Here is a 20,312-nt window from a genome sequence, read left to right on the forward strand (position 1 = left end):
TCATGGAAAAACGTGAAGAACTCTACCGCGGCAAAGCCAAATCGGTTTACAAGACCGACGACGCTGACCGCTTGATCCTGCTGTTCCGCAACGACACCTCGGCGTTCGACGGCAAGCGCATCGAACAGCTCGACCGCAAAGGCATGGTGAACAACAAGTTCAACGCCTTCATCATGCAGAAGCTCGAAGAAGCGGGTATTCCAACCCAATTCGACAAGCTGCTGGGCGATAACGAGTGCCTGGTCAAGAAACTGGACATGATTCCGGTCGAATGCGTCGTGCGTAACTACGCCGCTGGCAGCCTGGTCAAGCGTCTGGGCATTGAAGAAGGCACCAGGCTCAACCCTTACACCTTCGAGCTGTTCCTCAAGGACGACGCCAAAGGCGACCCGTTCATCAACGAATCCCACGTAGTGGCATTCGGCTGGGGCACCGCCGAGCAACTGGTTCGCATGAAAGAACTGTCGATCAAGGTCAACGAAGTGCTGACCAAGCTGTTCGACGACGCTGGCCTGTTGCTGGTCGACTTCAAACTCGAGTTCGGCGTATTCCACGGTGAAATCGTCCTCGGCGACGAATTCAGCCCGGACGGCTGCCGCCTCTGGGACAAGGACACCCGCAAGAAAATGGACAAAGACCGCTTCCGCCAAGGCCTGGGCGACGTTATCGAAGCCTACGAAGAAGTCGCAAACCGTCTGGGCGTGCCGCTGTAAGAAAAAAAAACACGCAAGCGCTTGATGGCACGAAAAAAATCAGCGGAAGGGCTTCGCTTTCCGCACCAATGCTGGTATGATTCGCGCCGTTGGAGAGATGCCAGAGTGGCCGAATGGGACGGATTCGAAATCCGTTGTACCTTCACCGGTACCTAGGGTTCGAATCCCTATCTCTCCGCCATTACATGTCCTTGAAGCCCCGCATTGCGGGGCTTTTTGGTTTCTGCGATCTGTGTTCTGCATCTTTCTCTCACTTTCCTTCGCATAATTTTTTGTAAAAGAAAAAAACAGCGTAATGCGTGGGTATTGCCACACTCACAGGTATGAGGCTTCAAGGGGGGGCGGGAAGCGCTCATCCCGATGTGCAGCACGTGCTGCACACTTGGCAGATCAAGTCGTGTGTATCGCGTGCTCACCTGTGGACCCGTTTCCGAAGAGTGCGGGCAGAGAATATGATCTCCGCTTCTGTTACGGTCTGCCTCTGCAACCCTGAGACCTTTGGATGGACACCCAAAATTTACTGAAACACCTGCAATCCCGATTGCCCGACATGCTGGCCGTCTACCTGTTCGGTAGTCAGGCGACCGGTCATGCCGGCGCTGATAGCGATCTGGATCTGGCTGTGCTCGTGCCTGGCACTCTCGATCCCATAGAAGCATGGCGTCTGGCGGGGGAAATTGCCGATATTGTTCATCTGCCGGTAGATCTGATCGATCTACGTACGGCGTCGACTGTCATGCAATATCAGATCATCACCAAGGGCCGCCGCCTCTGGGGCAAAAATGAGGAGGCGGGAATCTTCGAAGCTTTCGTGCTTAGCGAAAAGACTTCACTTGATTCATCAAGGGCAGGGTTGCTTGAAGACATACAGACGCGAGGGGTGATTCATGGCCGATGATGTGCTGATCAACAAAGCAGCGTCCATTGAGCGCTGTGTAGCAAGGGTACGAGAGGAATATGAAAAAGGTCCGGCGACGTTTGAATTCGATTTCACTCGTCAGGACGCCGCGATCCTGAATATCCAGCGCGCCTGTGAGGCTGCTCTTGATATGGGGCAGCATCTGATCAGGCGTGAGGGGCTGGGAGTGCCGCAAAGCGCTCGTGATGTTTTTGAGTTGCTGCATCGCGGGGGGTGGCTTGCCTCGGCACTGCTGCCGGTCATGAAAAATATGGTCGGGTTCAGGAATATTGCAGTTCACGAGTACCAGACGCTGCAATTGCCGATCACTGTGTCGATCATCACGCAGCACCTTGGCGATTTTATTCTGTTCAGCTCAGGGATTTTGCGCCGCGATGCAGCTACCCTAGGCGAATGAGCGAAATCATGACGCTTTGAGCCTACCTTCCACCCAATTCCAAACTATTCACCCCTCCCGGTTTCGCTTTCACCCGATCTGATCTATACCTTGGGTTCAACGTTTTTTGAGGCGAGGAGCTTTCTGATGTCGGACGTAGATCAAGAGCAAAAGGCGCAACCTTCTCCAAGTCAGAGCCATGATGACGTGATTGCCCAGCTCAAGTGGCAGGGCAAGCAGATTGACTGGCTGCTTCAATGGCTGGTCAAGTTTGTCGCCAACACCAAGGTCGAGATGGGCGTTACGCTGTCTGTTGGCGGGAATCTGGTCTCCGGGCACCTGATTTCCCATGACGATTATTTCGACCAGATGGCCGAGGACATTTCTGCCCCCTTCAGCCAGTTCAATAACGGCACCGATGCGTCCATGAAGGAGATGATCCTTTCTTTCAAGCCCGGGGAATCGTCGCAAGACACACCCGCTTTCCACTTCATTCATTTGAAGGACTGCCGAACCTATTCCACAGATGGTCACCCGATCTGTGATTCGCGTGTGCTGTGGCGTGGCAGGATCGCTGCGGTCGATGGTTTCACCATTGGCCTCATTGCCGAAAAACCAGGCGCCTCCTGACGGCCAGCGGCCCTTGGCGATTGCCGGGGGCTTTCTCACTCAATCTTGCGGGCCTCCGTTCCGGCGATGACTGGTCGCTGGTGGCGGAGGTGTGTCTGCAAAAGCGTTATGAGCCTCCCGTTGCGTGACAAATTGTCGCAACCGCCCCTCAGACGAGTAATATGTGCTCCCTGACCCGCCGAAAAAGGTTTCGGCGTGGCCTGATTGAGCGCTGGCGACAAGAAAAAACAGTAAGAAATGAGCCAGGCTGCCCGCCTCGGTCGACGTACAGAATTAATGAGTAGACGAAAAAGGCGATTAGAGAAAATGACCAAGACTTCGCGACCTTTATACATTTCCTACGCAGGACCCTCGCTGCTGGAAATGCCCCTGCTGAACAAGGGCAGTGCTTTTACCCCGCAAGAGCGGGTCGAATTCAATCTGATCGGGCTGTTGCCGCAGAACGTCGAAACCATCGAAGAGCAAGTCACCCGGGTCTACAGTCAGTACAAGCAGTGCGCGAGCGACCTGGACAAGCATATTTACCTGCGTTCGATTCAGGACAATAACGAGACGCTGTTTTTCCGTCTGCTGGATTCGCATCTGGACGAGATGTTGCCGATCATCTACACCCCGACAGTGGGGCAGGCGTGTCAGGAGTTCTCCAAGATCTACCGCACCCATCGCGGCCTGTTCATTTCCTACCCTGAGCGTGACCGCATCGATGACATCCTGCGCAGCGCCACCAAAGACCGGATCAAGATCATTGTCGTGACCGACAGCGAGCGAATTCTCGGTCTGGGTGATCAGGGCATAGGCGGCATGGGCATCCCGATCGGCAAGCTGTCGCTGTACACCGCATGCGGCGGGATCAGCCCGGCCTACACCTTGCCAATCGTGCTCGACGTCGGCACCAATAACCGCGAACTGCTCGATGACCCGATGTACATGGGCTGGCGCCATGAGCGGGTAACCGGCGAGGAATACGAAGACTTCATCGCGCTTTTCATCGATGCGGTACAGCGTCGCTGGCCGGATGTGCTGTTGCAGTTCGAAGATTTCGCCCAGTTCAACGCCATGCCGTTGCTTGAAAAGTATCGCGACGAACTGTGCTGCTTCAACGACGACATTCAGGGCACCGCGTCGGTTGCCGTGGGCACGTTGCTGGCGGCTTGCAAGGCCAAGAACGAAACCCTCGGCCAGCAGAAAGTGGTGTTTGTCGGCGCAGGTTCGGCAGGTTGCGGGATTGCCGAGCACATCATTGCGGCGATGCGTATCGAAGGGCTGAGCGAAAGCGAGGCACGCCGGCGTATCTTCATGGTTGATCGTTTTGGTTTGTTGACCGAAGGCATGGACAACCTGCTCGACTTCCAGCAGCGACTGGCGCAGAAGCCGGATGATGTAGCCGGCTGGATCGCGGGTGACGAGGCATACCCGCAACTGCTCGATGTGGTGACTCATGCCGGTGCCACTGTGTTGATCGGCGTGTCCGGCCAGCGCGGCCTGTTCACCGAGCAGGTTATCCGCGAGATGCACAAGCATTGCGCCAAACCGCTGGTAATGCCGTTGTCGAACCCGACCTCCAAGGTCGAGGCCACGCCGGAAGAAATCCTGCGCTGGACTGACGGCAATGCTCTGGTTGCTACCGGAAGCCCGTTTGCGCCGGTCGAGATCAACGGTCGGACCGTGCACATTGCCCAGTGCAACAACTCTTATATTTTCCCCGGTATCGGCCTGGGTGTGGTGGCCTGTAAGGCATCGCGCATCACGGACCGCATGCTGATGGCGGCGTCCAACGCGCTGGCCGATTGTTCGCCGATGGTCACGGGGCAGGGCGATGCGGTATTGCCGCCGCTCAAGGAGATCCAGCAAGTCAGCCGCAAGATTGCCCTGGCGGTGGCCAAGGAAGCCCAGCTGGAAGGGTTGGCGCTGGAAACCTCGGAGGAGGCGTTACTGTCTGCCATCGAGCGTAATTTCTGGTTGCCGCACTATCGTGCCTACCGTCGTCGTTCGGTCTGATCGATACGGCCGTCATAACCATGCCTTCGCACGCTTCGGCGAAGGCATTGCCTGTCGCAAGGTTCCCGGTTTTGCAATTGCTTTCTCACCCCTATGAAATAAGCTTCATTCAACCCTATGGTCATCTGTTTTTCACATAAAATTGATGGCGCGCTGCTTAGAGTGCGCGCCATTGGGGAGTTGCCTGGCTCTGGTTACGCCCGATGAATAACAACTCGACAAGCAGATCACAATGCCGACACCCAGAACAGTACGTCCAGAAGTTGTAACCCTGTTTGCCAGTGGCTTTCTGTTACTGGGTTTCAATATCAATATGTGGCAGCACCTTTTTGCGATTACCAGCTTTGATGCCAAAGGCGTCTCCATGCGCGTGGCCTTCGGGGTGATGGTGTTTTGTGTGTTCAATATCGTCCTGACGCTGTTGGCGTTTCGACGTGTGTTTAAACCGGTGATGATCTTTCTGTTTATGGTCAGCGCCGGGGTTGTTTATTTCATGGCCGAATACGGTGTCATGATTGACGCGGGCATGTTCCGTAACTTTGCCGAAACCAACGTCACTGAAGTTCAGGGGTTGCTGTCCCTGAAACTGGTGTTGTACATTGCGTTGTTGGGCGTGCTGCCATCGCTGATACTGTGGAAGACGCCGATCGCTTATCGTCCCTGGCCCCGCGAGCTGTTCAGCAAGCTGGTGGTAGGCGTGGTCTGTTGCGTCGCGATCGGCGCTGCAGCGATGGCTAACTATCAGGGCCTGTCCTCGTTGTTTCGCAATCACCACGAATTGCGGCTGATGGTCGTTCCGAGCAATTACATCGGTGCATCAGTGGCTTACCTGCGCGAGCAGGTGGTCTCCGCCCAGCGTCCCTTCGTCAAGATCGGCGAGGATGCCAAGCGCTCGCCGGACTGGGCCACGCATGCTCGCAAATCGCTGACCGTGCTGGTGGTCGGTGAGAGTGCCCGCGCCGAGAACTTCGGAATACTCGGCTATGGCCGTGACACCACGCCCAACCTGAACAAGGAAAGCGGGTTAGTGGCGTTTACCGATGTTTATTCATGCGGCACCGAAACCGCAGTGTCGGTGCCCTGCATGTTTTCCAATATGGGCCGCAAGGATTACAACGGGACCGTCGCGCATAATCAGGAAGGCTTGCTGGATGTATTGAAACGCGCAGGCATAGACGTCATCTGGCGCGATAATCAGTCAGGCTGCAAGGGGACCTGTGACCGGGTAACGTTTCAGGATGTCAGCGATCTAAAAGACCCGCTGTTGTGCAACAGTCACGAGTGCCGGGACGAGATTCTGTTGCAGGGGTTGCAGAACTTCATCGACAGCCTGGACAAAGACACCGTTCTGGTGTTGCACCAGATGGGCAGCCATGGTCCGGAATACTTCAAGCGTTATCCCAAGGAGTTTGAAAAGTTCACCCCCGTGTGTGAAAGCAATGCGCTGAATAACTGCAGCCGCGACACTATTGTCAACGCCTATGACAACACGCTGCTGTATACCGATCATGTACTGTCCAGCTTGATTGATCTGTTGCGCAAGAACCAGAGCAAGGTCGATACTGCAATGGTGTATCTGTCGGACCACGGCGAATCACTGGGCGAATACAACTTGTTCCTGCACGGCACGCCGTATGTGCTGGCCCCTGATCAGCAAAAACATGTGCCCATGCTGATCTGGCTGTCAGATACGTATCAGAAGTCCTTTGCGGTCAGCCCGGAGTGCCTGGCCAGACAGCGCAATGACCCGTTGAGCCAGGACAACCTGTTTCACTCGATGCTGGGTTTGTTGAAAGTCGACACCAAGGTATACGACCCGAGTCTGGACATGTTTGCGAAGTGCCGTAGCCCGGTTGCTTCGCCTGCCGGGCAGTGAGGTGCGCGCCGCGTTCAGGGGCAGGTAGAGCTCGCGGCGCCTCTACACAGAGGGCAGGCATCACTCACTTCCTGCCTGTCATTTGCATGAAGATCCGCCAGACGTGGACGACAGACGCGCGATAACCTTCAATGACGATATATACTGCGCGCCATTGTTCAAGGGAGAGCCGTGTGGCCATCGATATACACTGGATTCGCGACGACGACAGCCTCGCCCTGCATTGCGCACAATGGCAGTCACTGCCTTTTGTGGCGCTCGACACCGAGTTCATGCGGGTCGACACCTTCTACCCGATAGCCGCGTTGCTGCAGATTGGCGACGGTAAAAGCGCCTGGCTGATTGATCCATTGCTGATCAACGACTGGCGACCCCTGTCTGCGTTGCTTGAAAACCCCGACGTCATCAAAGTGGTGCATGCGTGCAGCGAAGACCTCGAAGTCCTGCTGCGCCTGACCGGCAGCTTGCCGGTCCCGCTGTTTGACACGCAATTGGCAGCCGCTTACCTGAATCTCGGTTTTTCCATGGGCTATTCGCGTCTCGTGCAGGAGGTCCTCAATATCGACCTGCCCAAGGGCGAAACCCGTTCCGACTGGTTGCAACGCCCGCTGTCGGAGACGCAGATCAGCTACGCCGCCGAAGACGCTGTGCACCTTGCCGAGCTGTTTGCCATCCTGCGTCCGCGCCTGTCCAATGACAAATACGCCTGGTTGCTGGACGACGGCGCGGAACTGGTCGCCAATCTGCGCCGCGAAGTCGATCCGTATGAGATCTATCGCGACGCCAAACTGGCCTGGAAGCTGTCCCGCGCCCAGTTGGCGGTGCTGCGCGAACTGTGCGCCTGGCGTGAACGCGAGGCCCGTGCCCGTAATCTGCCGCGTAACCGCATCGTGCGTGAACACTCGCTCTGGCCGTTGGCCAAAACGCAACCGGACAACCTCGGCGCGCTGGCCCGCATCGAAGACATGCACCCGCGCACCGTGCGTCATGACGGCGAGTTCCTGTTGGAGCTGATCAAGACCGCCAGCAGCCTGCCGCCAGAAGAATGGCCGCCAGCGCTGCCCGAGCCGCTGCCGGTCGACGCTGCGGGCTCGATCAAGCGCCTGCGTGCGATCGGCCAGCAGTACGCCGAAAAAATGGACATGGCGCCGGAGCTGATGCTGCGCAAGAAGACCCTTGAAGCGCTGCTCAAGAGCGGCTACCCCGACGGTCCTTACCAATTACCCGATTCGCTGCGTGGCTGGCGTCGCGAATTGATGGGTCAGGCACTGCTCGACAGCCTGGCCACCCCCGGAGAACAGTCTTGAAGCGTATCTGCTCGATTTATCGCAGCCCGAAAAAAAGCGAAATGTACCTTTACGTGTTGAAGAGCGACATCCTCAAGCGCGTGCCGCCAGAATTGCTGATGGCGTTCGGCAAGCCGGTGCATGCCTTCGATCTGGTGCTGAGCCCGGAACGGTCGCTGGCGCGCGAAGACATCAATCTGGTGCTGGAGAACCTCGACAGCCAGGGCTATCACTTGCAGATGCCTCCGGCCGAAGATGAGTACATCGAGCATTTACCCGAAGAGCTGCTGCGCCGCAACGATCCCATGTGATTGTGGTTGCTCTTGTACATCGAGCTGTAAATCGAGTTGTAAAGCGGCCCGCATCGGTTGTGGGTTGCCTGTCCCGTTTTTAAGGTTTTTGAAACATGCGCGTTCTGATTGCCGAGCACGATTACCCCGTTTATACCCGATTGTTGCGCAAGGCTGCGCCCGAGCTGGAAGTGTTCAGCAGCGGTGATTCTGCCGAGTTGTCGCGGATGGCCAGCGACTGCCCGGTGTGGCTGGGACAGCCGGATCTGATGGCCAATCTGTTGCGCCAGGGGCACAAGCCGCAGTGGTTGCAGTCCACTTGGGCGGGCATCAACCCGCTATTGATGGGCGGCCTGTCGCGGAATTATCGCCTGACCCGTGCCGTGGGTATTTTCGGTCAGGTGATGGCCGAATTCGTGTTGACTTACATGCTCGGTCACGAGCGTGAAGTGTTGGCGCGGCTGATGAGCCAGGTCGAGCGCAAGTGGGACAACCGCACCGGCCAGAGCCTGGCGGGGCGCAAAGCATTGATCGTGGGGGCCGGTGACATCGGCCAGCGCGTTGCCGAGTTCCTGGTGCCGTTTGGCGTTCAGGTCTATGGCGTGGCGTCTACGGCGCGTGCCCAGCAGCCGTTCATCGAAGTGGCGGCGCTGTCGGACATGGAGCGTTTGCTCGGCGAGATGGATTACGTTATCAACCTGCTGCCTAATACTCCGGACACTCACGACCTGTACGACGCGAAGCTGTTTGCCAGCTTCAAGCCCACTGCGCTGTTTATCAACGTCGGGCGCGGGGTGGCGGTGGTCGATGCGGATCTGGTCGAAGCCTTGCGAGTGGGGCATCTGGCGGGCGCGGTGATTGACGTCTGTCGCCAGGAGCCGTTGCCGCAGCGTCACCCGTTCTGGACCGCGTATGGTCTGTTGCTGACCGGTCACAGTTCGGCACCCACGTCGCCGGTCGCCATGACTGAGCTGTTCGTGCATAACCTGAAAGCGTTTCAGGTCGGCGAGGCGTTGCGTGGGGAAGTGGATTTCTCGCGGGGCTATTGAGCCGGTTGTGAGCGAGCCGACGCATCAAGCGTCGGCTCGCCGTTTTCCATCGCAGAAAAAATCAGTTACAGCGAAAAATCACCCTCAGCCACCAGCTCTGCCAGCGGTTTGCGCGGGCTAGGGACTTCGCGACCCTGCAGGTAGTCCGGCAGCGTCGACTTGTCGCCCAGCTTGCCGATGGCCACAGCGGCATGCAGTGCGTAACCCTCTGGGATGTTCAGCTCCTTGCGCGTCAGGTCTTGATCGAAACCGGCCATACCGTGGGTGTGCCAGCCGCTCAGGCTGGCTTGCAACGCCAGATAACCCCACGCTGAACCGGTGTCGAACGTGTGCCACAGCGCCGGGCCTTCTTCGGTTGCCCCGGGCGCGGTGAAGGTGGTCTTGGAAATGACGATCACCAGCGCCGCCGCGTGTTGCGCCCAGCTACGGTTGAACTCGTTCAGCAGGCCCAGATAGCGTTCCCAGTTCGGGGTGTCGCGACGCGCATACAGAAACCGCCAGGGTTGCGAGTTATAGGCCGATGGCGCCCAGCGTGCGGCTTCGAAGAAGCTCAGCAGCGTTTCCTGATCGATGCTCTCGCCGCTGAAGGCGCGTGGCGACCAGCGTTCGGTGAATTGCGGGTCGATAGGATGATCGGCGATGCGAGGGTTTGTGCTCATGGGAATCCTTATAGCGAAGGTGGAAAACGAGCGTGGCTGGATGGGCCGTGGTCGGCAGGCATCGACCAACGCCTTGGAAAACGCATTAACGCTACTGTTTTGCCTTCTGGCTGACAAGTCCCGGCTACCGACAGTCGCAAGTACTTGGCCCACACTCTTTGTGCCTCTAGACTGGCGGCCTTTTCATTCTCGATACCGTTGTCCGAACCATGGCCGCTAACGTTGAACCCTTCTGGATTCGCAAGACCCTCGACCAGCTCAGCACCGAAGAGTGGGAGTCGTTGTGCGATGGCTGTGGTTTGTGTTGCCTGCAAAAGCTCGAGGACGAAGAAGACAACAGCGTCTATTACACGCGGATTGCCTGCAAACTGCTGGATCTGAAGACCTGTCAGTGTTCCGATTATCCGAACCGTCGGGCGTCGGTGCCGGATTGTATTCAGTTAACGCCTGGACAGGCGGAGCAATTCAAATGGCTGCCACCGACCTGCGGCTATCGGTTGATCAGCGAGGGCAAGGACTTGCCGTTCTGGCACCATCTAGTGTGTGGTGATCGCACGGCGGTGCATCACGAACGTATCTCCCAGTCCGGTCGCATGCTCAGCGAGAAGAATGTGGCCGAAGACGACTGGGAGGATTACCTGATATTTCGCGCAGGTTAAACGCTTAGACGACCGGTTTTGGCTCGGTCAGCGCTTCTACGCTTTTGGCAGCGGCATCCTTGACCGCGTTTTCTGCGTCGTCCTTGAGGTTGCTCAACTCTGCGCCGGCCCGTTCGATGCTCGAACGGGCGCTTTGCAGGTCGCTACGGCCTTTTTCCATCAGGCTTTTCGCCGAGCAATGGCCACTGATGCCGCGAGCCAGCGCTGCGCCGCCAATAGCCAGCTGGATCAGCCCCAGAAAGCCGCCACGACGGACGCCTTTGCCCATCAGCAGTACGCCGCCTGCCAGCGAGCCGATACGCTCCCAGCCTTGAACGTTCTGACGAGGATCTTGCTTGAGCAGTTCAGGTGTGTCGATGCGTTCGATGATGGGTGTGTCGCGCATGATGGCTCTCCATGAGGTAGCAGGTCGAAGGTAGTCGTTTCGGTTCAGAGAAACTGACTCCCCACCGCCAACACAGGTTCAATGCTTTTCTGTCAGCGGTCGTTCAACGGATCGATTTTTTCGCGACCGAACTGCGGGCCTGACCGGGTATTGATCCCTTTTGCCATGCGGTCGTAAAGCACGACGTTGACGGTGGCGGCCAGATTCATGCAGCCCTCGGTGGGGACGTAGACCACGTCTTCGCACCAGTCACGAATCTCCTGATCCAGCGTACCGTCTTCCGGGCCAAAGATGTACAAGGCCCGGTCCGGGTGGGTGTATTCGGGCAGGGCGCGGGCCCCTTCCACCAGTTCGACGGCAACCGGGATGCAGCCCAGCGGCAAAATGCTCTTCAGGTCTTCGATGCCAATCAGCGGAATGTCCTGATGGATTTTCTTGGTATCGGTGATGAAGTCCCGGGCGCGTTCGTAGCGTTTACCGGTATAGAACACCGACGCCACGCCGTAACAGCCGGCCGCGCGCATGACGGAGCCGACGTTTTCCGGGGACTTGGGGTTGTAAAGACCGATGCAGGCATACCGTTTATTGGCCACGGGGAGGGTGCTCTGAAGAAAACCGGGGATTATACGGGAGCGTCACGCCAATGCCATTTCCATTGGCTAAAACCACATGCGTACGCCAACCACCAGCCGGGCTTCGGCCACATCGTCACCTTCTTCGCGTGCGTAGTCGGCGGTTTTGCCGTATGACCGGTCCCAGGTCACGCCCACATAGGGGGCAAATTGCGGGGTGACTTCATAGCGCAGCCGCAGGCCGAACTCGCTGGTCGACAGGCCCGAGCCGTTGCCGAGCTGCGGATCGTTCATGCCATAGAAATTCAGTTCAGCGGTGGGCTGTAAAACCAGATTGTTGGTCAGCAACAGATCGTAATCGGCTTCCAGGCGCGCGGCGGTCTGCCCGGCTTCGCCGATGAATGCGGTTGCTTCGATATCCAGATCAGAGATCGCCTGCCCCTGCAGGCCGAAGGCCGCCCAGGTTTGCGGCGCGCCCGGTTTGAAATCCTGGCGTGCGCCAGCGACCACATCCCACGACGAGCTGACGGCGTGACCCCACAACGCCTGGATTTCTGCCTCTTCAGTCTTGCCGTTGGTCCGCTCGCCTTCGGAGCGTAGCAACAGGCGGTCGATATCGCCGCCAATCCAGCCGGAAAGGTCCCAGGACAGCGCGCTGCCATCGTTGGCGTCTTGCCATTCCAGCTTGTCGGCCAGGAAGTAGCTGTTGATGGCGCTGTCGTGAACCTGATGCCCGGTGTGGCTGGTGTACAGCGCCGCCCGGTCTGCATCGGTGACGGGCGGGATCGGCGTTCGGCTCTGCGCCGGGGCGTCGTTGCTGCCAGTTGCGTCCATCGGCATCGAATGGCTGCCGTGGTCCATGCCCTCCATGCCAGCAGCTTGCGCAACTGCCCAAGGCGTCATGACCAGACCTGCGGTCAACAGCAGGCTTGGCAGGCGCAACGAGTTGCGTGATCCATTCAACGGTACAGTCCTCATTCTTCCACCCGCACTTCGCGAAACATGCCCATTTCCATGTGATATAGCATATGACAGTGATACGCCCAACGGCCGAGCGCATCGGCGGTCACGCGGTAGCTGCGGCGTGACCCCGGCGGCATGTCGATGGTGTGTTTGCGCACCATGAACTGGCCATGCTCATCTTCGAGATCGCTCCACATGCCGTGCAAATGAATCGGGTGCGTCATCATTGTGTCGTTGACCAGCACGATGCGCACCCGTTCGCCGTATTTGAGCGTGATGGGCTCGGCGTCGGAAAACTTCACGCCATTGAACGACCAGGCGAATTTTTCCATGTGCCCGGTCAGGTGCAGCTCCAGCGTGCGGCCGGGCTCGCGGCCATCCGGATCTGCAAACGGACTGCGCAGGTCCGCATAGGTCAGCACTTTGCGACCGTTATCCCTGAGACCAATGCCCGGATCATCGAGCTTCGGCGAGGTGCTCATGGCCTGCATGTCGACCAGCGGATTATCGCTTTCACTGTGCGGATGCGACTGCATAACGGGTGTGTTCTGCATCGGCATCTTGCTGTGGTCCATGCCTGGCATCGCGTCATGGCTCATGTTGCCGTGATCCATGCCTGCCATACCGATATCTTCCATGCTCAATAGCGGGCGCGGATCGAGAGGCGGGACGACGGCCTGCAAACCGGGTTTGCTGGTCAGCGTGCCTCGGGCGTAGCCGGTACGGTCCATTGCCTGGGCGAACAGCGTGTACGCGCCGTCAGCCGGTTCGACGATGACGTCGTAAGTCTCGGCAACTGCGATGCGCAGCTCATCGACGACGACGGGATTGACGTGCAGGCCGTCACTGGCGACCACGGTCATTTTCAGGCCGGGGATGCGCACATCGAAATAGGTCATCGACGAGCCGTTGATGAGGCGCAGGCGGATGCGCTCGCCGGGCTTGAACAGCCCGGTCCAGTTCATGTTCGGCGCCTGGCCGTTCATCAGGTAGGTGTAAGTCGCGCCACTGACGTCTGCCAGGTCGGTCGGGTCCATGCCCATTCGGGCCCACACCGTGCGTTCGGTGGTGGTCGCGCTCCAGCCTTTCTCGCTGACGTCGTTGATGAAGTCGCCGACGGTGCGCTGGTTATTGTTGTAGTAGTCCGACTGCTTCTTGAGCTTTTTCATCACTCGCGCTGGGTCTTCGTCGGTCCAGTCGCTGAGCATGACCACGTGTTCGCGCTCGTAGCTGAACGGCTCCGGCGCTTTGGCGTCGATCACCAGCGGCCCGTAGACCCCGCTTTGCTCCTGAAAGCCCGAGTGACTGTGATACCAGTATGTGCCGTTCTGTTTGACCTTGAAGCGGTAAACGTACAGGCCGTCGGGCGCGATGCCGTCAAAGCTCAGCCCTGGAACGCCGTCCATGTTGGCCGGCAGGATGATGCCGTGCCAATGGATGGACGTGGTTTCGTCGAGACGGTTTTTTACCCGCAGGGTGACGGTATCGCCTTCGCGCCAGCGCAACAGCGGACCGGGGACACCGCCGTTGATGGTCGTCGCGGTTCTGACGCTGCCAGTGATATTGACCTGAGTTTCGCCGATGGTCAGGTCGAATTCTGTACCGGCCAGTGCGTCAGGCTGACCCGGATTCGGGATCGCCCAGGCCGGACTGCGCCAAAGACCCAGCCCGCCGAGAACGCCGCTGGCGGCAAGCCCTTTTACAAAGGTTCGTCTTGATGTTCGGGTGGGCATGGCGAGGTATCCGGTCAGGCTGTTCATTGCAGGCCCGCAAGCGGACTGCTTGGGCGGGGAGATCCCGATAAGGGAGGGCGCAGCGGGTGGTCGGGTCAGGCTGGGTGTTTTGCGTGGAGAGACTGGGCCTGGGCAATCGCACAATATCGGCGTCTGGGCCATTGCTTTCGCTGACAAGTCAGCTCCCACTTCGGAGTGCGTTCAGCCATTGCTCCTCACCACGAGGTGAGCTCCGCCTTGCCTCAGTCATTCTTCATCACAAGGCGTATTCAGCCTTGCGTCACTCGTCTTTCTTCATCAATCCCGCCAGTGCGGCGAACGGGTTATGGGTGGCCTTGGCGATTTTCGGGGTGTTCAGCGAACCGTCAGCGAAGTATTGCTGGTCGGTGTAACGCGAATGCTCGTTATCGTGGCAATACAGACACAGCAGCTCCCAGTTGGAGCCATCCTGCGGGTTGTTGTCGTGATTGTGGTCACGGTGATGCACGGTCAGTTCGCTGAGGCGCTTGCCAGCGAACTCGCGCGCGCAACGACCGCAGACGTGCGGGTACATGCGCAGCGCCTTGTCGCGGTAACCCATTTCGCGGTCACGCTGGGCGTCGGCCAGAATGCGGTCCAGCTTGGCAGTATGGGAAGGAGGATTGGCCGTGCTCATGGTGTCACCTGTGCGTGTGCGCATGGAAAGCAGAATGTCGGCAAGTTTAGCGCCTGATGGGCAAACTCACACCTGCTGCGAAAGTAATTGGCCGTCGACCATGCGCAAGCGCTTGGACAATGAGATAGCCAGGGCCCGAATGATCTTGGCAGCGATCTTTGGTGCATCGTCGAGCATCTTGTCCAGCGAGTCGCGCCCCAGGTTCAATAACTGGCAACTGGTCGACGCGATGCAACTGGCCGAGCGGCGCTCGCCATCCAGCACGGCCATTTCGCCAAATGCCCGGCCGCGGCGCAAGACTGCGATTTCCACCTGTTGACCGTCGCCCGCGAGCTTCTGCACGGACACGGTGCCTTGATGGATGATGCACATGAACGTCCCGGCATCGCCTTCGGCAAAAATGGTTTCGCCTTTTTCGATATCGGTAATGCTGAAATACCCGGCCACGGTAAAAAAATCACCAGGCAGCAGCGTGTCGAACAGGCCGCAGTCCAGCAGCATGTCGCGAATGGCGTTGTTCAGGTTGGACAGTGGTTCTGACATGTTCGGTCTTGTAATCCTGACGAAGGGGCAACTCCGCTGCCCCCGATCCTAGTAAGACAGGTGATTGACACCAAGTTCATTCGGGAATCTGCAATACCTTGAAGATAAACGCGTACTCCAGCGCCACGTCACGCAAGCCCTGATAACGACCGCTCATGCCGCCATGACCTGCGCCCAGTTCGGTCTTGAGCAGCAGCAGGTTGTCATCGGTCTTGCGGTCGCGCAGGCGGGCGACCCATTTGGCTGCTTCCCAGTACTGCACCCGGCTATCGTTGTAGCCGCCGATGACCAGCATCGCCGGGTAGGCCTGAGCGCTGACATTTTCATAAGGTGCATAGGCCTTGATGCGCTGGTAAACGTCCGGTTCCTGCGGGTTGCCCCATTCGTCATATTCGGTGACGGTCAATGGCAGGTCCGGGTCGAGCATGGTGTTCAACACATCCACGAACGGCACTTCGGCAATCGCCGCCTTGAACAGTTCGGGACGCTGATTGAGCACCGCACCGATCAGCAAGCCACCGGCGCTGCCGCCGCTGATCACCAGTTGGTCGGCGCTGGTCAGACCCTGTGCAATGAGGTGTTCAGCACAGGCAATGAAATCGCCGAAGGTGTTCTGCTTGTGTTCCTGCTTGCCGTCACGATACCAGGCCTCGCCCAGTTCGCCGCCGCCACGCACATGGGCGATGGCAAACGCCACACCACGGTCCAGCAGGCTCAGACGAGCATGGGAAAACCACGGGTCGAGGCTTTCGCCGTAGGCACCGTAGCCGTACAGATACAGCGGGGTCGCTTTGCCAGCCAGTTCGCGTTTGACCACCAGGCTGATCGGCACCTGCGTGCCATCACTGGCGGTGGCCCACAGGCGCTGGCTGACATAGGCATCGGCGCCGAAGGTGCCCAGCACCGGAGTTTCCTTGAGCACCACTTGCTCGCCGGTCGCCAGCGTCAGTTGGCGCACCTGCGCCGGACGGTTCAGCGACTGGTAGCGCAGGCGAATCCTGTCACTGTCGAATTCAAGCGTGTCCTGCACATAGAGGCTGTAGGCCGCGTCCGGCAATTGCACGCGATAAGTCGGCAGATCTTGTGGGCGTACTTCGATCACTGGCAGGCCACCTTCGCGCAGGCTCAGGCTGATGCCTTTGGCGTTCAAACTGACACCTTCGAGCATCACCTGCTCATCGTGTGCAACCAGTGTCTGCCAGTCGTTACGCAGCGGCACGCCGTCGGCTTTTTCTGCCGCGTGATACAGCGCGAAGTTGATGCCGCTCTGATTGCTGCGGATTAACCAGCTCCAGACGCCATCGAGCAGGCCGTGATCAGGGTAATACTCATGACCTTCGACGCGTGGCGCGAGGCAGGTGAAGTCCTGCTCGGGATGATCGGCATCCAGTACCCAGGCCTCGCTGGTGGTCTTGCTGTTGAGCAGGATGACCAGTTGGCGCTCGGAGCTGGTACGGAAGCAATGCAGAAAGAAACGGCCGTCCGGCTCGTCGAACACCAGGTCTGCAGAGGCGTCGCCCAGTTTATAGCGATGCAGCTTGCCCGGACGGTGAGTGTCGTCCAGCTCACCGAAAAACAGCGTCTGGCTGTCGTTGGCCCAGGTCATGCTGCCGTCACAGTCTTCAAACGGCAGGCTGATGATCTGACCGCTGCTCAGTTCCTTGACGAAAAGCTGATAGACCTCATCGCCACTGGTGTCCAGGCTGTAGGCTAGGCGCTGGTGGTCCGGGCTGATGCTGAACGCGCCCAGCGAGAAGAAGCCGCCGTTGGCCATCGCGTTGGGGTCCAGCAGCAGTTCTTCGCGGCTTTGGTCCACGGTGTTGGAATCGTCGGCCGGACGCGGGCAGCGATAGTGCCGCGCGTACTCGTCGCCTTCGGTGGTGCGGGTGTAATACAGGTACGGACCCCAAGGGGAGGGCAGTGACAGGTCGGTTTCCAGAATACGACCCTTGATCTCCTGAAACAGGCGTTCGCGCAGGTCGGTCTGATCCGCCAGTTGCTGCTCTTGCCAGGCGTTTTCGGCCTTGAGGTAGTCGAGCACCTCGTCGGTGTCGCGATTCTGCAGCCAGGCATAGGGATCGGAACCGTCGGCCTTGCGAGCCATCGGGGCGCTGGAGGTTGCATTCGAAAAGGACATGCTGGGCTCTCTATAAAGGCGTCAATCAGGGAAATATCGGTACACGCTGAACCGATTACTGAAGCGAGGCAAGCCGCGTCAGGCAAAAGCCGTTATCATAAGCGCCTCTTTACCTGCCTTACCACGGACGTCATGACCGAAAACGACTATCTGATCGCCTGGAGCGTCTACGCCTTCGCCGCGTTGGGTTGCCTGCTGGTTTGGTTCCTGGCAACCCGCTGGATGTGGCGTTACCTCAAGGAACCCTTGCTGGTGGCGGTTGCGGTGCTGCTGTTTACGCCGACCATGGTCGATCCGGCCAAGGACGCGATGGCCCCGGCCATTGCCATCACTGCGCTGGACCTGATGTTCAAGGTCGGCAGCAATGTCTGGGCTGCGGTGTCGGATCTGGTCATGTACGGCATGTTCGCCTTCTGTGCGTACCTGCTGTTCGTGCTGATCCGCTGGCCGATCGAGCGCAGCCGCAAGGCACGTGAGCCGCAGCCGGTTGCTCAGCCTGTCGAGACAGACCCCGCTGACGAGCCGTTTGCCGAGGACGACACTTACGCTCGCAGGTCCGCTGCACCCATTCCCCCGGCCAGAGGCACGCGGGTAGAGCCGCGGTTGTAAATTCCGCTTCGCTGGCAGCGCCGTTGTATGCGGCGCATGGCCCGCCGCAAACGTCTTGAAGCGAGAACCCGAGCATGTGTGAACTACTGGGCATGAGTGCCAATGTCCCGACCGATATCGTTTTCAGCTTTACCGGGCTGATGCAGCGCGGCGGGCGTACCGGCCCGCATCGCGATGGCTGGGGCATTGCGTTTTACGAAGGCCGTGGCCTGCGCCTGTTTCAGGACCCGGCTGCCAGCAGCGAGTCGGAAGTCGCGCAGCTGGTGCAGCGTTATCCCATCAAAAGTGAAGTGGTGATTGGCCATATTCGTCAGGCCAACGTGGGCAAGGTCTGCCTGTCCAACACCCACCCTTTCGTGCGTGAACTCTGGGGCCGTAACTGGTGCTTTGCGCACAACGGCCAATTGGCTGACTTCAGCCCGGGTGTCACGTTCTACCGTCCGGTGGGCGACACTGACAGCGAGGCGGCCTTCTGTGATTTGCTCAATCGTGTCCGCGAAGCCTTCCCGGAGCCGGTCGAGATCGAAGAATTGCTGCCTTCGCTGATCCAGGCCTGTATCGAATACCGTAACGAGGGCGTGTTCAATTGCCTGCTGAGTGACGGCGACTGGCTGTTCTGCTTTTGCAGTACCAAGCTGGCTCACATCACCCGTCGCGCACCCTTTGGCCCGGCCAGGCTCAAGGACGTCGAGGTGATCGTCGATTTCCAGGCCGAGACCACGCCGCACGATGTGGTGACGGTCATCGCGACCGAGCCGTTGACCGAGAACGAAAACTGGAACCGCTATGAGCCGGGCCAGTGGAGCCTCTGGCGCAAGGGTGAGTGCGTGGTGCAGGGAATGGTCGAGACGATGCCACAGTAGTGGTGTCTACCCAGACACACCGGATAAATGGAAAAGAGGGATATTGATGCTGCGAAGTTATCTGCGACTGGTCCTGTTCACGCTGGGCCTGCTGTTCGGGGTACAGATTCCCGGCTTTATCAGTGATTACAGCAAGCGGGTCGAGGCGCACCTGATCGAGGCGCAACAGGCCGTCAAGGGGTATACCGCGACTGCGCAGCAGTTCTTCAAAGGCGATATACAGGCGCTGATTCAGCATTATCGCGACAGCGAAGACCCTGTTTTTCGAACCGATGCAGATAATATCGATACCTTGATGAACCGTACGCACATTCTCGAGCGCCAATGGCTCGGGCTGCAGGAGCCGTGGTATTCCAAAGCCCTTTTCGTGGCCACGTCCGCCGACCCGGACATTCGCCGTGAAACCTTCAACGGCTACACTTGGCAAGTGCTGCTGGCCCCTGAAGTCATCGCATGGGGCATTATCACTGCGCTATTGCTGGCGCTGGTGATCGAGAGTTTCATGTTACTGCTCGGCTGGGTGGTCAATGGTGGACGGCGCAAGCCGCAACTGGCGCGGGAGCGGCACTGACTGCTGGCAGGTATCATGTTCGGCACGGGCAGCTCATATGACTGCCCGTGTTTCATTGTGCAGATAGGCAAGTACCGTTTCCGGAGCGTTCCACATCAATACATCGAGCATCGAAAGGTTATCGACGAACGGGTAGGGTGCGGTCGAGTAGCTGAATAAAGAAGGCTCCAGAAACCTCAGTTCCATACCGCGCTCCTGCCATTCGTTGGGGACGAATATTTCGCGTCCACCGGCCGCGTTGATGTACTGACGCGCTTCCATCCGCGTACTGATCTCCAGCGCCCATTGGCCGGCGTGCTTTATCGGCGGCAGATCCAGCTTCAGCGCCGAGCAGTTCTCCCAGTTGAAGCTCATGCCCAGATAGTCGCAGACTCCTTTCAGAGCCCGAGTATTGAGTTCAGACAGGTGCGTGGCGGGTGTGCCGAAGGTCAGGTCAACCAGAGCCAGGGTTTCCCGAAAGTAGGGCGCCTTGCTGCGGTAGTGTTCAAGCTGCTGCCTGATTTTCTGGTGGGCGGCGGCAGGATCGATAAGGGTCGCGTCCTTGATCAGGGTTCCCTCGCTGGTACACACCGGAACATTGATGTATTGCCAGCCGCCTTTGCTGTCCAGTATCCGATTGCGATTCATCCAGCTCTTGCGCTTGTATTTGACGATATCGAAGACTACGCCGCGCTGGACGGCGGCAATCAGCTGGAAATAGCCGATGTAGGGGAAAAAGTAGGGCTGCATGATGCCGAGCGTTTCATTCATAAGTTGCCTGCCAGGGTGCGACGGCTGCTCAGGCAAAACGATGGAGTCACTGCAAAAGATCTACTCGATCAGCACA

Annotated in this window: 22 protein-coding genes and 1 tRNA gene; 14 read left to right on the forward strand and 9 right to left on the reverse strand. The window is 58.5% G+C overall.

The window, feature by feature from the left end:
* Positions 1-2 precede the first annotated feature (2 nt).
* The 10 genes from purC to BLT55_RS03570 all read left to right on the forward strand — a co-directional run bounded on the left by purC (position 3) and on the right by BLT55_RS03570 (position 9,137).
* On the forward strand, positions 3-713 hold the full coding sequence (gene purC / locus BLT55_RS03525) for a phosphoribosylaminoimidazolesuccinocarboxamide synthase (RefSeq protein ID WP_005760457.1): 711 nt from the start codon (positions 3-5) through the stop codon (positions 711-713).
* A gap of 91 nt (positions 714-804) precedes the next feature.
* Positions 805-894: transfer RNA gene (locus BLT55_RS03530), tRNA-Ser, on the forward strand.
* Positions 895-1,215: 321 nt separating this feature from the next.
* On the forward strand, positions 1,216-1,611 hold the full coding sequence (gene mntA / locus BLT55_RS03535) for a type VII toxin-antitoxin system MntA family adenylyltransferase antitoxin (RefSeq protein WP_055000701.1): 396 nt from the start codon (positions 1,216-1,218) through the stop codon (positions 1,609-1,611).
* Positions 1,601-2,029, forward strand: a complete 429-nt coding sequence (gene hepT, locus BLT55_RS03540; protein WP_055000700.1) for a type VII toxin-antitoxin system HepT family RNase toxin — start codon at positions 1,601-1,603, stop codon at positions 2,027-2,029. Before mntA ends, hepT begins: the two co-directional genes overlap by 11 nt.
* A gap of 126 nt (positions 2,030-2,155) precedes the next feature.
* Positions 2,156-2,638 (forward strand): gas vesicle accessory protein GvpU, encoded by a 483-nt coding sequence (gvpU, locus tag BLT55_RS03545; RefSeq protein ID WP_007250230.1) that lies wholly within the window; start codon positions 2,156-2,158, stop codon positions 2,636-2,638.
* Between the two features lie 306 nt (positions 2,639-2,944).
* The gene (locus BLT55_RS03550) at positions 2,945-4,636 is read left to right on the forward strand and encodes an NAD-dependent malic enzyme (protein WP_055000699.1); all 1,692 of its coding nucleotides are present in this window, start codon (positions 2,945-2,947) and stop codon (positions 4,634-4,636) included.
* 232 nt (positions 4,637-4,868) lie between these two features.
* Entirely contained in the window at positions 4,869-6,512 is a 1,644-nt protein-coding gene (locus tag BLT55_RS03555; RefSeq protein ID WP_054079687.1) for a phosphoethanolamine transferase, read from the forward strand.
* A 173-nt stretch (positions 6,513-6,685) separates the two neighbouring features.
* On the forward strand, positions 6,686-7,819 hold the full coding sequence (gene rnd, locus BLT55_RS03560; RefSeq protein WP_055000698.1) for a ribonuclease D: 1,134 nt from the start codon (positions 6,686-6,688) through the stop codon (positions 7,817-7,819).
* Positions 7,816-8,109 (forward strand): YcgL domain-containing protein, encoded by a 294-nt coding sequence (locus BLT55_RS03565; protein ID WP_055000697.1) that lies wholly within the window; start codon positions 7,816-7,818, stop codon positions 8,107-8,109. Before rnd ends, BLT55_RS03565 begins: the two co-directional genes overlap by 4 nt.
* Before the next feature lie 95 nt (positions 8,110-8,204).
* Complete coding sequence (locus BLT55_RS03570) at positions 8,205-9,137, forward strand: D-2-hydroxyacid dehydrogenase (RefSeq protein ID WP_055000696.1); 933 nt, start codon at positions 8,205-8,207, stop codon at positions 9,135-9,137.
* Between the two features lie 65 nt (positions 9,138-9,202).
* Here the strand turns inward: BLT55_RS03570 and BLT55_RS03575 are convergent, their stop codons facing one another.
* Positions 9,203-9,796: a nitroreductase family protein gene (locus BLT55_RS03575; RefSeq protein WP_007250237.1), complete on the reverse strand. Its 594-nt coding sequence runs from the start codon at positions 9,794-9,796 to the stop codon at positions 9,203-9,205.
* Positions 9,797-10,005: 209 nt separating this feature from the next.
* On the opposite strand from BLT55_RS03575, the gene BLT55_RS03580 reads away from it, so the two are divergent.
* Complete coding sequence (locus BLT55_RS03580) at positions 10,006-10,455, forward strand: YcgN family cysteine cluster protein (protein WP_007250238.1); 450 nt, start codon at positions 10,006-10,008, stop codon at positions 10,453-10,455.
* A gap of 4 nt (positions 10,456-10,459) precedes the next feature.
* On the opposite strand, the gene BLT55_RS03585 is transcribed toward BLT55_RS03580, so the two are convergent.
* The 7 genes from BLT55_RS03585 to BLT55_RS03620 form a co-directional block, all read right to left on the reverse strand.
* The gene (locus BLT55_RS03585; RefSeq protein WP_055000695.1) at positions 10,460-10,840 is read right to left on the reverse strand and encodes a YgaP family membrane protein; all 381 of its coding nucleotides are present in this window, start codon (positions 10,838-10,840) and stop codon (positions 10,460-10,462) included.
* Positions 10,841-10,932: 92 nt separating this feature from the next.
* Positions 10,933-11,433 (reverse strand): RNA methyltransferase, encoded by a 501-nt coding sequence (locus BLT55_RS03590; protein WP_055000694.1) that lies wholly within the window; start codon positions 11,431-11,433, stop codon positions 10,933-10,935.
* Between the two features lie 66 nt (positions 11,434-11,499).
* A complete protein-coding gene (locus BLT55_RS03595) occupies positions 11,500-12,375 on the reverse strand; it encodes a copper resistance protein B (RefSeq protein ID WP_055000693.1) in 876 nt (291 codons plus the stop codon).
* A gap of 11 nt (positions 12,376-12,386) precedes the next feature.
* Positions 12,387-14,108, reverse strand: coding sequence for a copper resistance system multicopper oxidase (locus tag BLT55_RS03600; RefSeq protein WP_055000704.1), 1,722 nt, complete (start codon positions 14,106-14,108; stop codon positions 12,387-12,389).
* A gap of 280 nt (positions 14,109-14,388) precedes the next feature.
* On the reverse strand, positions 14,389-14,763 hold the full coding sequence (locus BLT55_RS03610) for a YajD family HNH nuclease (protein WP_003383285.1): 375 nt from the start codon (positions 14,761-14,763) through the stop codon (positions 14,389-14,391).
* A gap of 66 nt (positions 14,764-14,829) precedes the next feature.
* Positions 14,830-15,306 carry a cyclic nucleotide-binding domain-containing protein gene (locus BLT55_RS03615; protein ID WP_007250243.1) on the reverse strand — a complete coding sequence of 159 codons (477 nt, stop codon included), beginning with the start codon at positions 15,304-15,306 and terminating at the stop codon, positions 14,830-14,832.
* Between the two features lie 76 nt (positions 15,307-15,382).
* The gene (locus BLT55_RS03620; protein WP_055000692.1) at positions 15,383-17,443 is read right to left on the reverse strand and encodes a S9 family peptidase; all 2,061 of its coding nucleotides are present in this window, start codon (positions 17,441-17,443) and stop codon (positions 15,383-15,385) included.
* A gap of 132 nt (positions 17,444-17,575) precedes the next feature.
* Here BLT55_RS03620 and BLT55_RS03625 point away from each other — a divergent pair, with 132 nt between their 5' ends.
* From BLT55_RS03625 to BLT55_RS03635, 3 genes are all read left to right on the forward strand, one after another.
* Entirely contained in the window at positions 17,576-18,052 is a 477-nt protein-coding gene (locus BLT55_RS03625) for a hypothetical protein (protein ID WP_054084704.1), read from the forward strand.
* Between the two features lie 74 nt (positions 18,053-18,126).
* Complete coding sequence (locus BLT55_RS03630) at positions 18,127-18,915, forward strand: class II glutamine amidotransferase (RefSeq protein WP_055000691.1); 789 nt, start codon at positions 18,127-18,129, stop codon at positions 18,913-18,915.
* A gap of 46 nt (positions 18,916-18,961) precedes the next feature.
* On the forward strand, positions 18,962-19,486 hold the full coding sequence (locus tag BLT55_RS03635; protein ID WP_055000690.1) for a DUF2937 family protein: 525 nt from the start codon (positions 18,962-18,964) through the stop codon (positions 19,484-19,486).
* A 33-nt stretch (positions 19,487-19,519) separates the two neighbouring features.
* On the opposite strand, the gene BLT55_RS03640 is transcribed toward BLT55_RS03635, so the two are convergent.
* Positions 19,520-20,236: a WbqC family protein gene (locus BLT55_RS03640; RefSeq protein WP_055000689.1), complete on the reverse strand. Its 717-nt coding sequence runs from the start codon at positions 20,234-20,236 to the stop codon at positions 19,520-19,522.
* Positions 20,237-20,312 lie beyond the last annotated feature (76 nt).

The organism is Pseudomonas cannabina (genome assembly GCF_900100365.1).
GTDB classification, from domain to species: Bacteria; Pseudomonadota; Gammaproteobacteria; order Pseudomonadales; family Pseudomonadaceae; genus Aquipseudomonas; species Aquipseudomonas cannabina.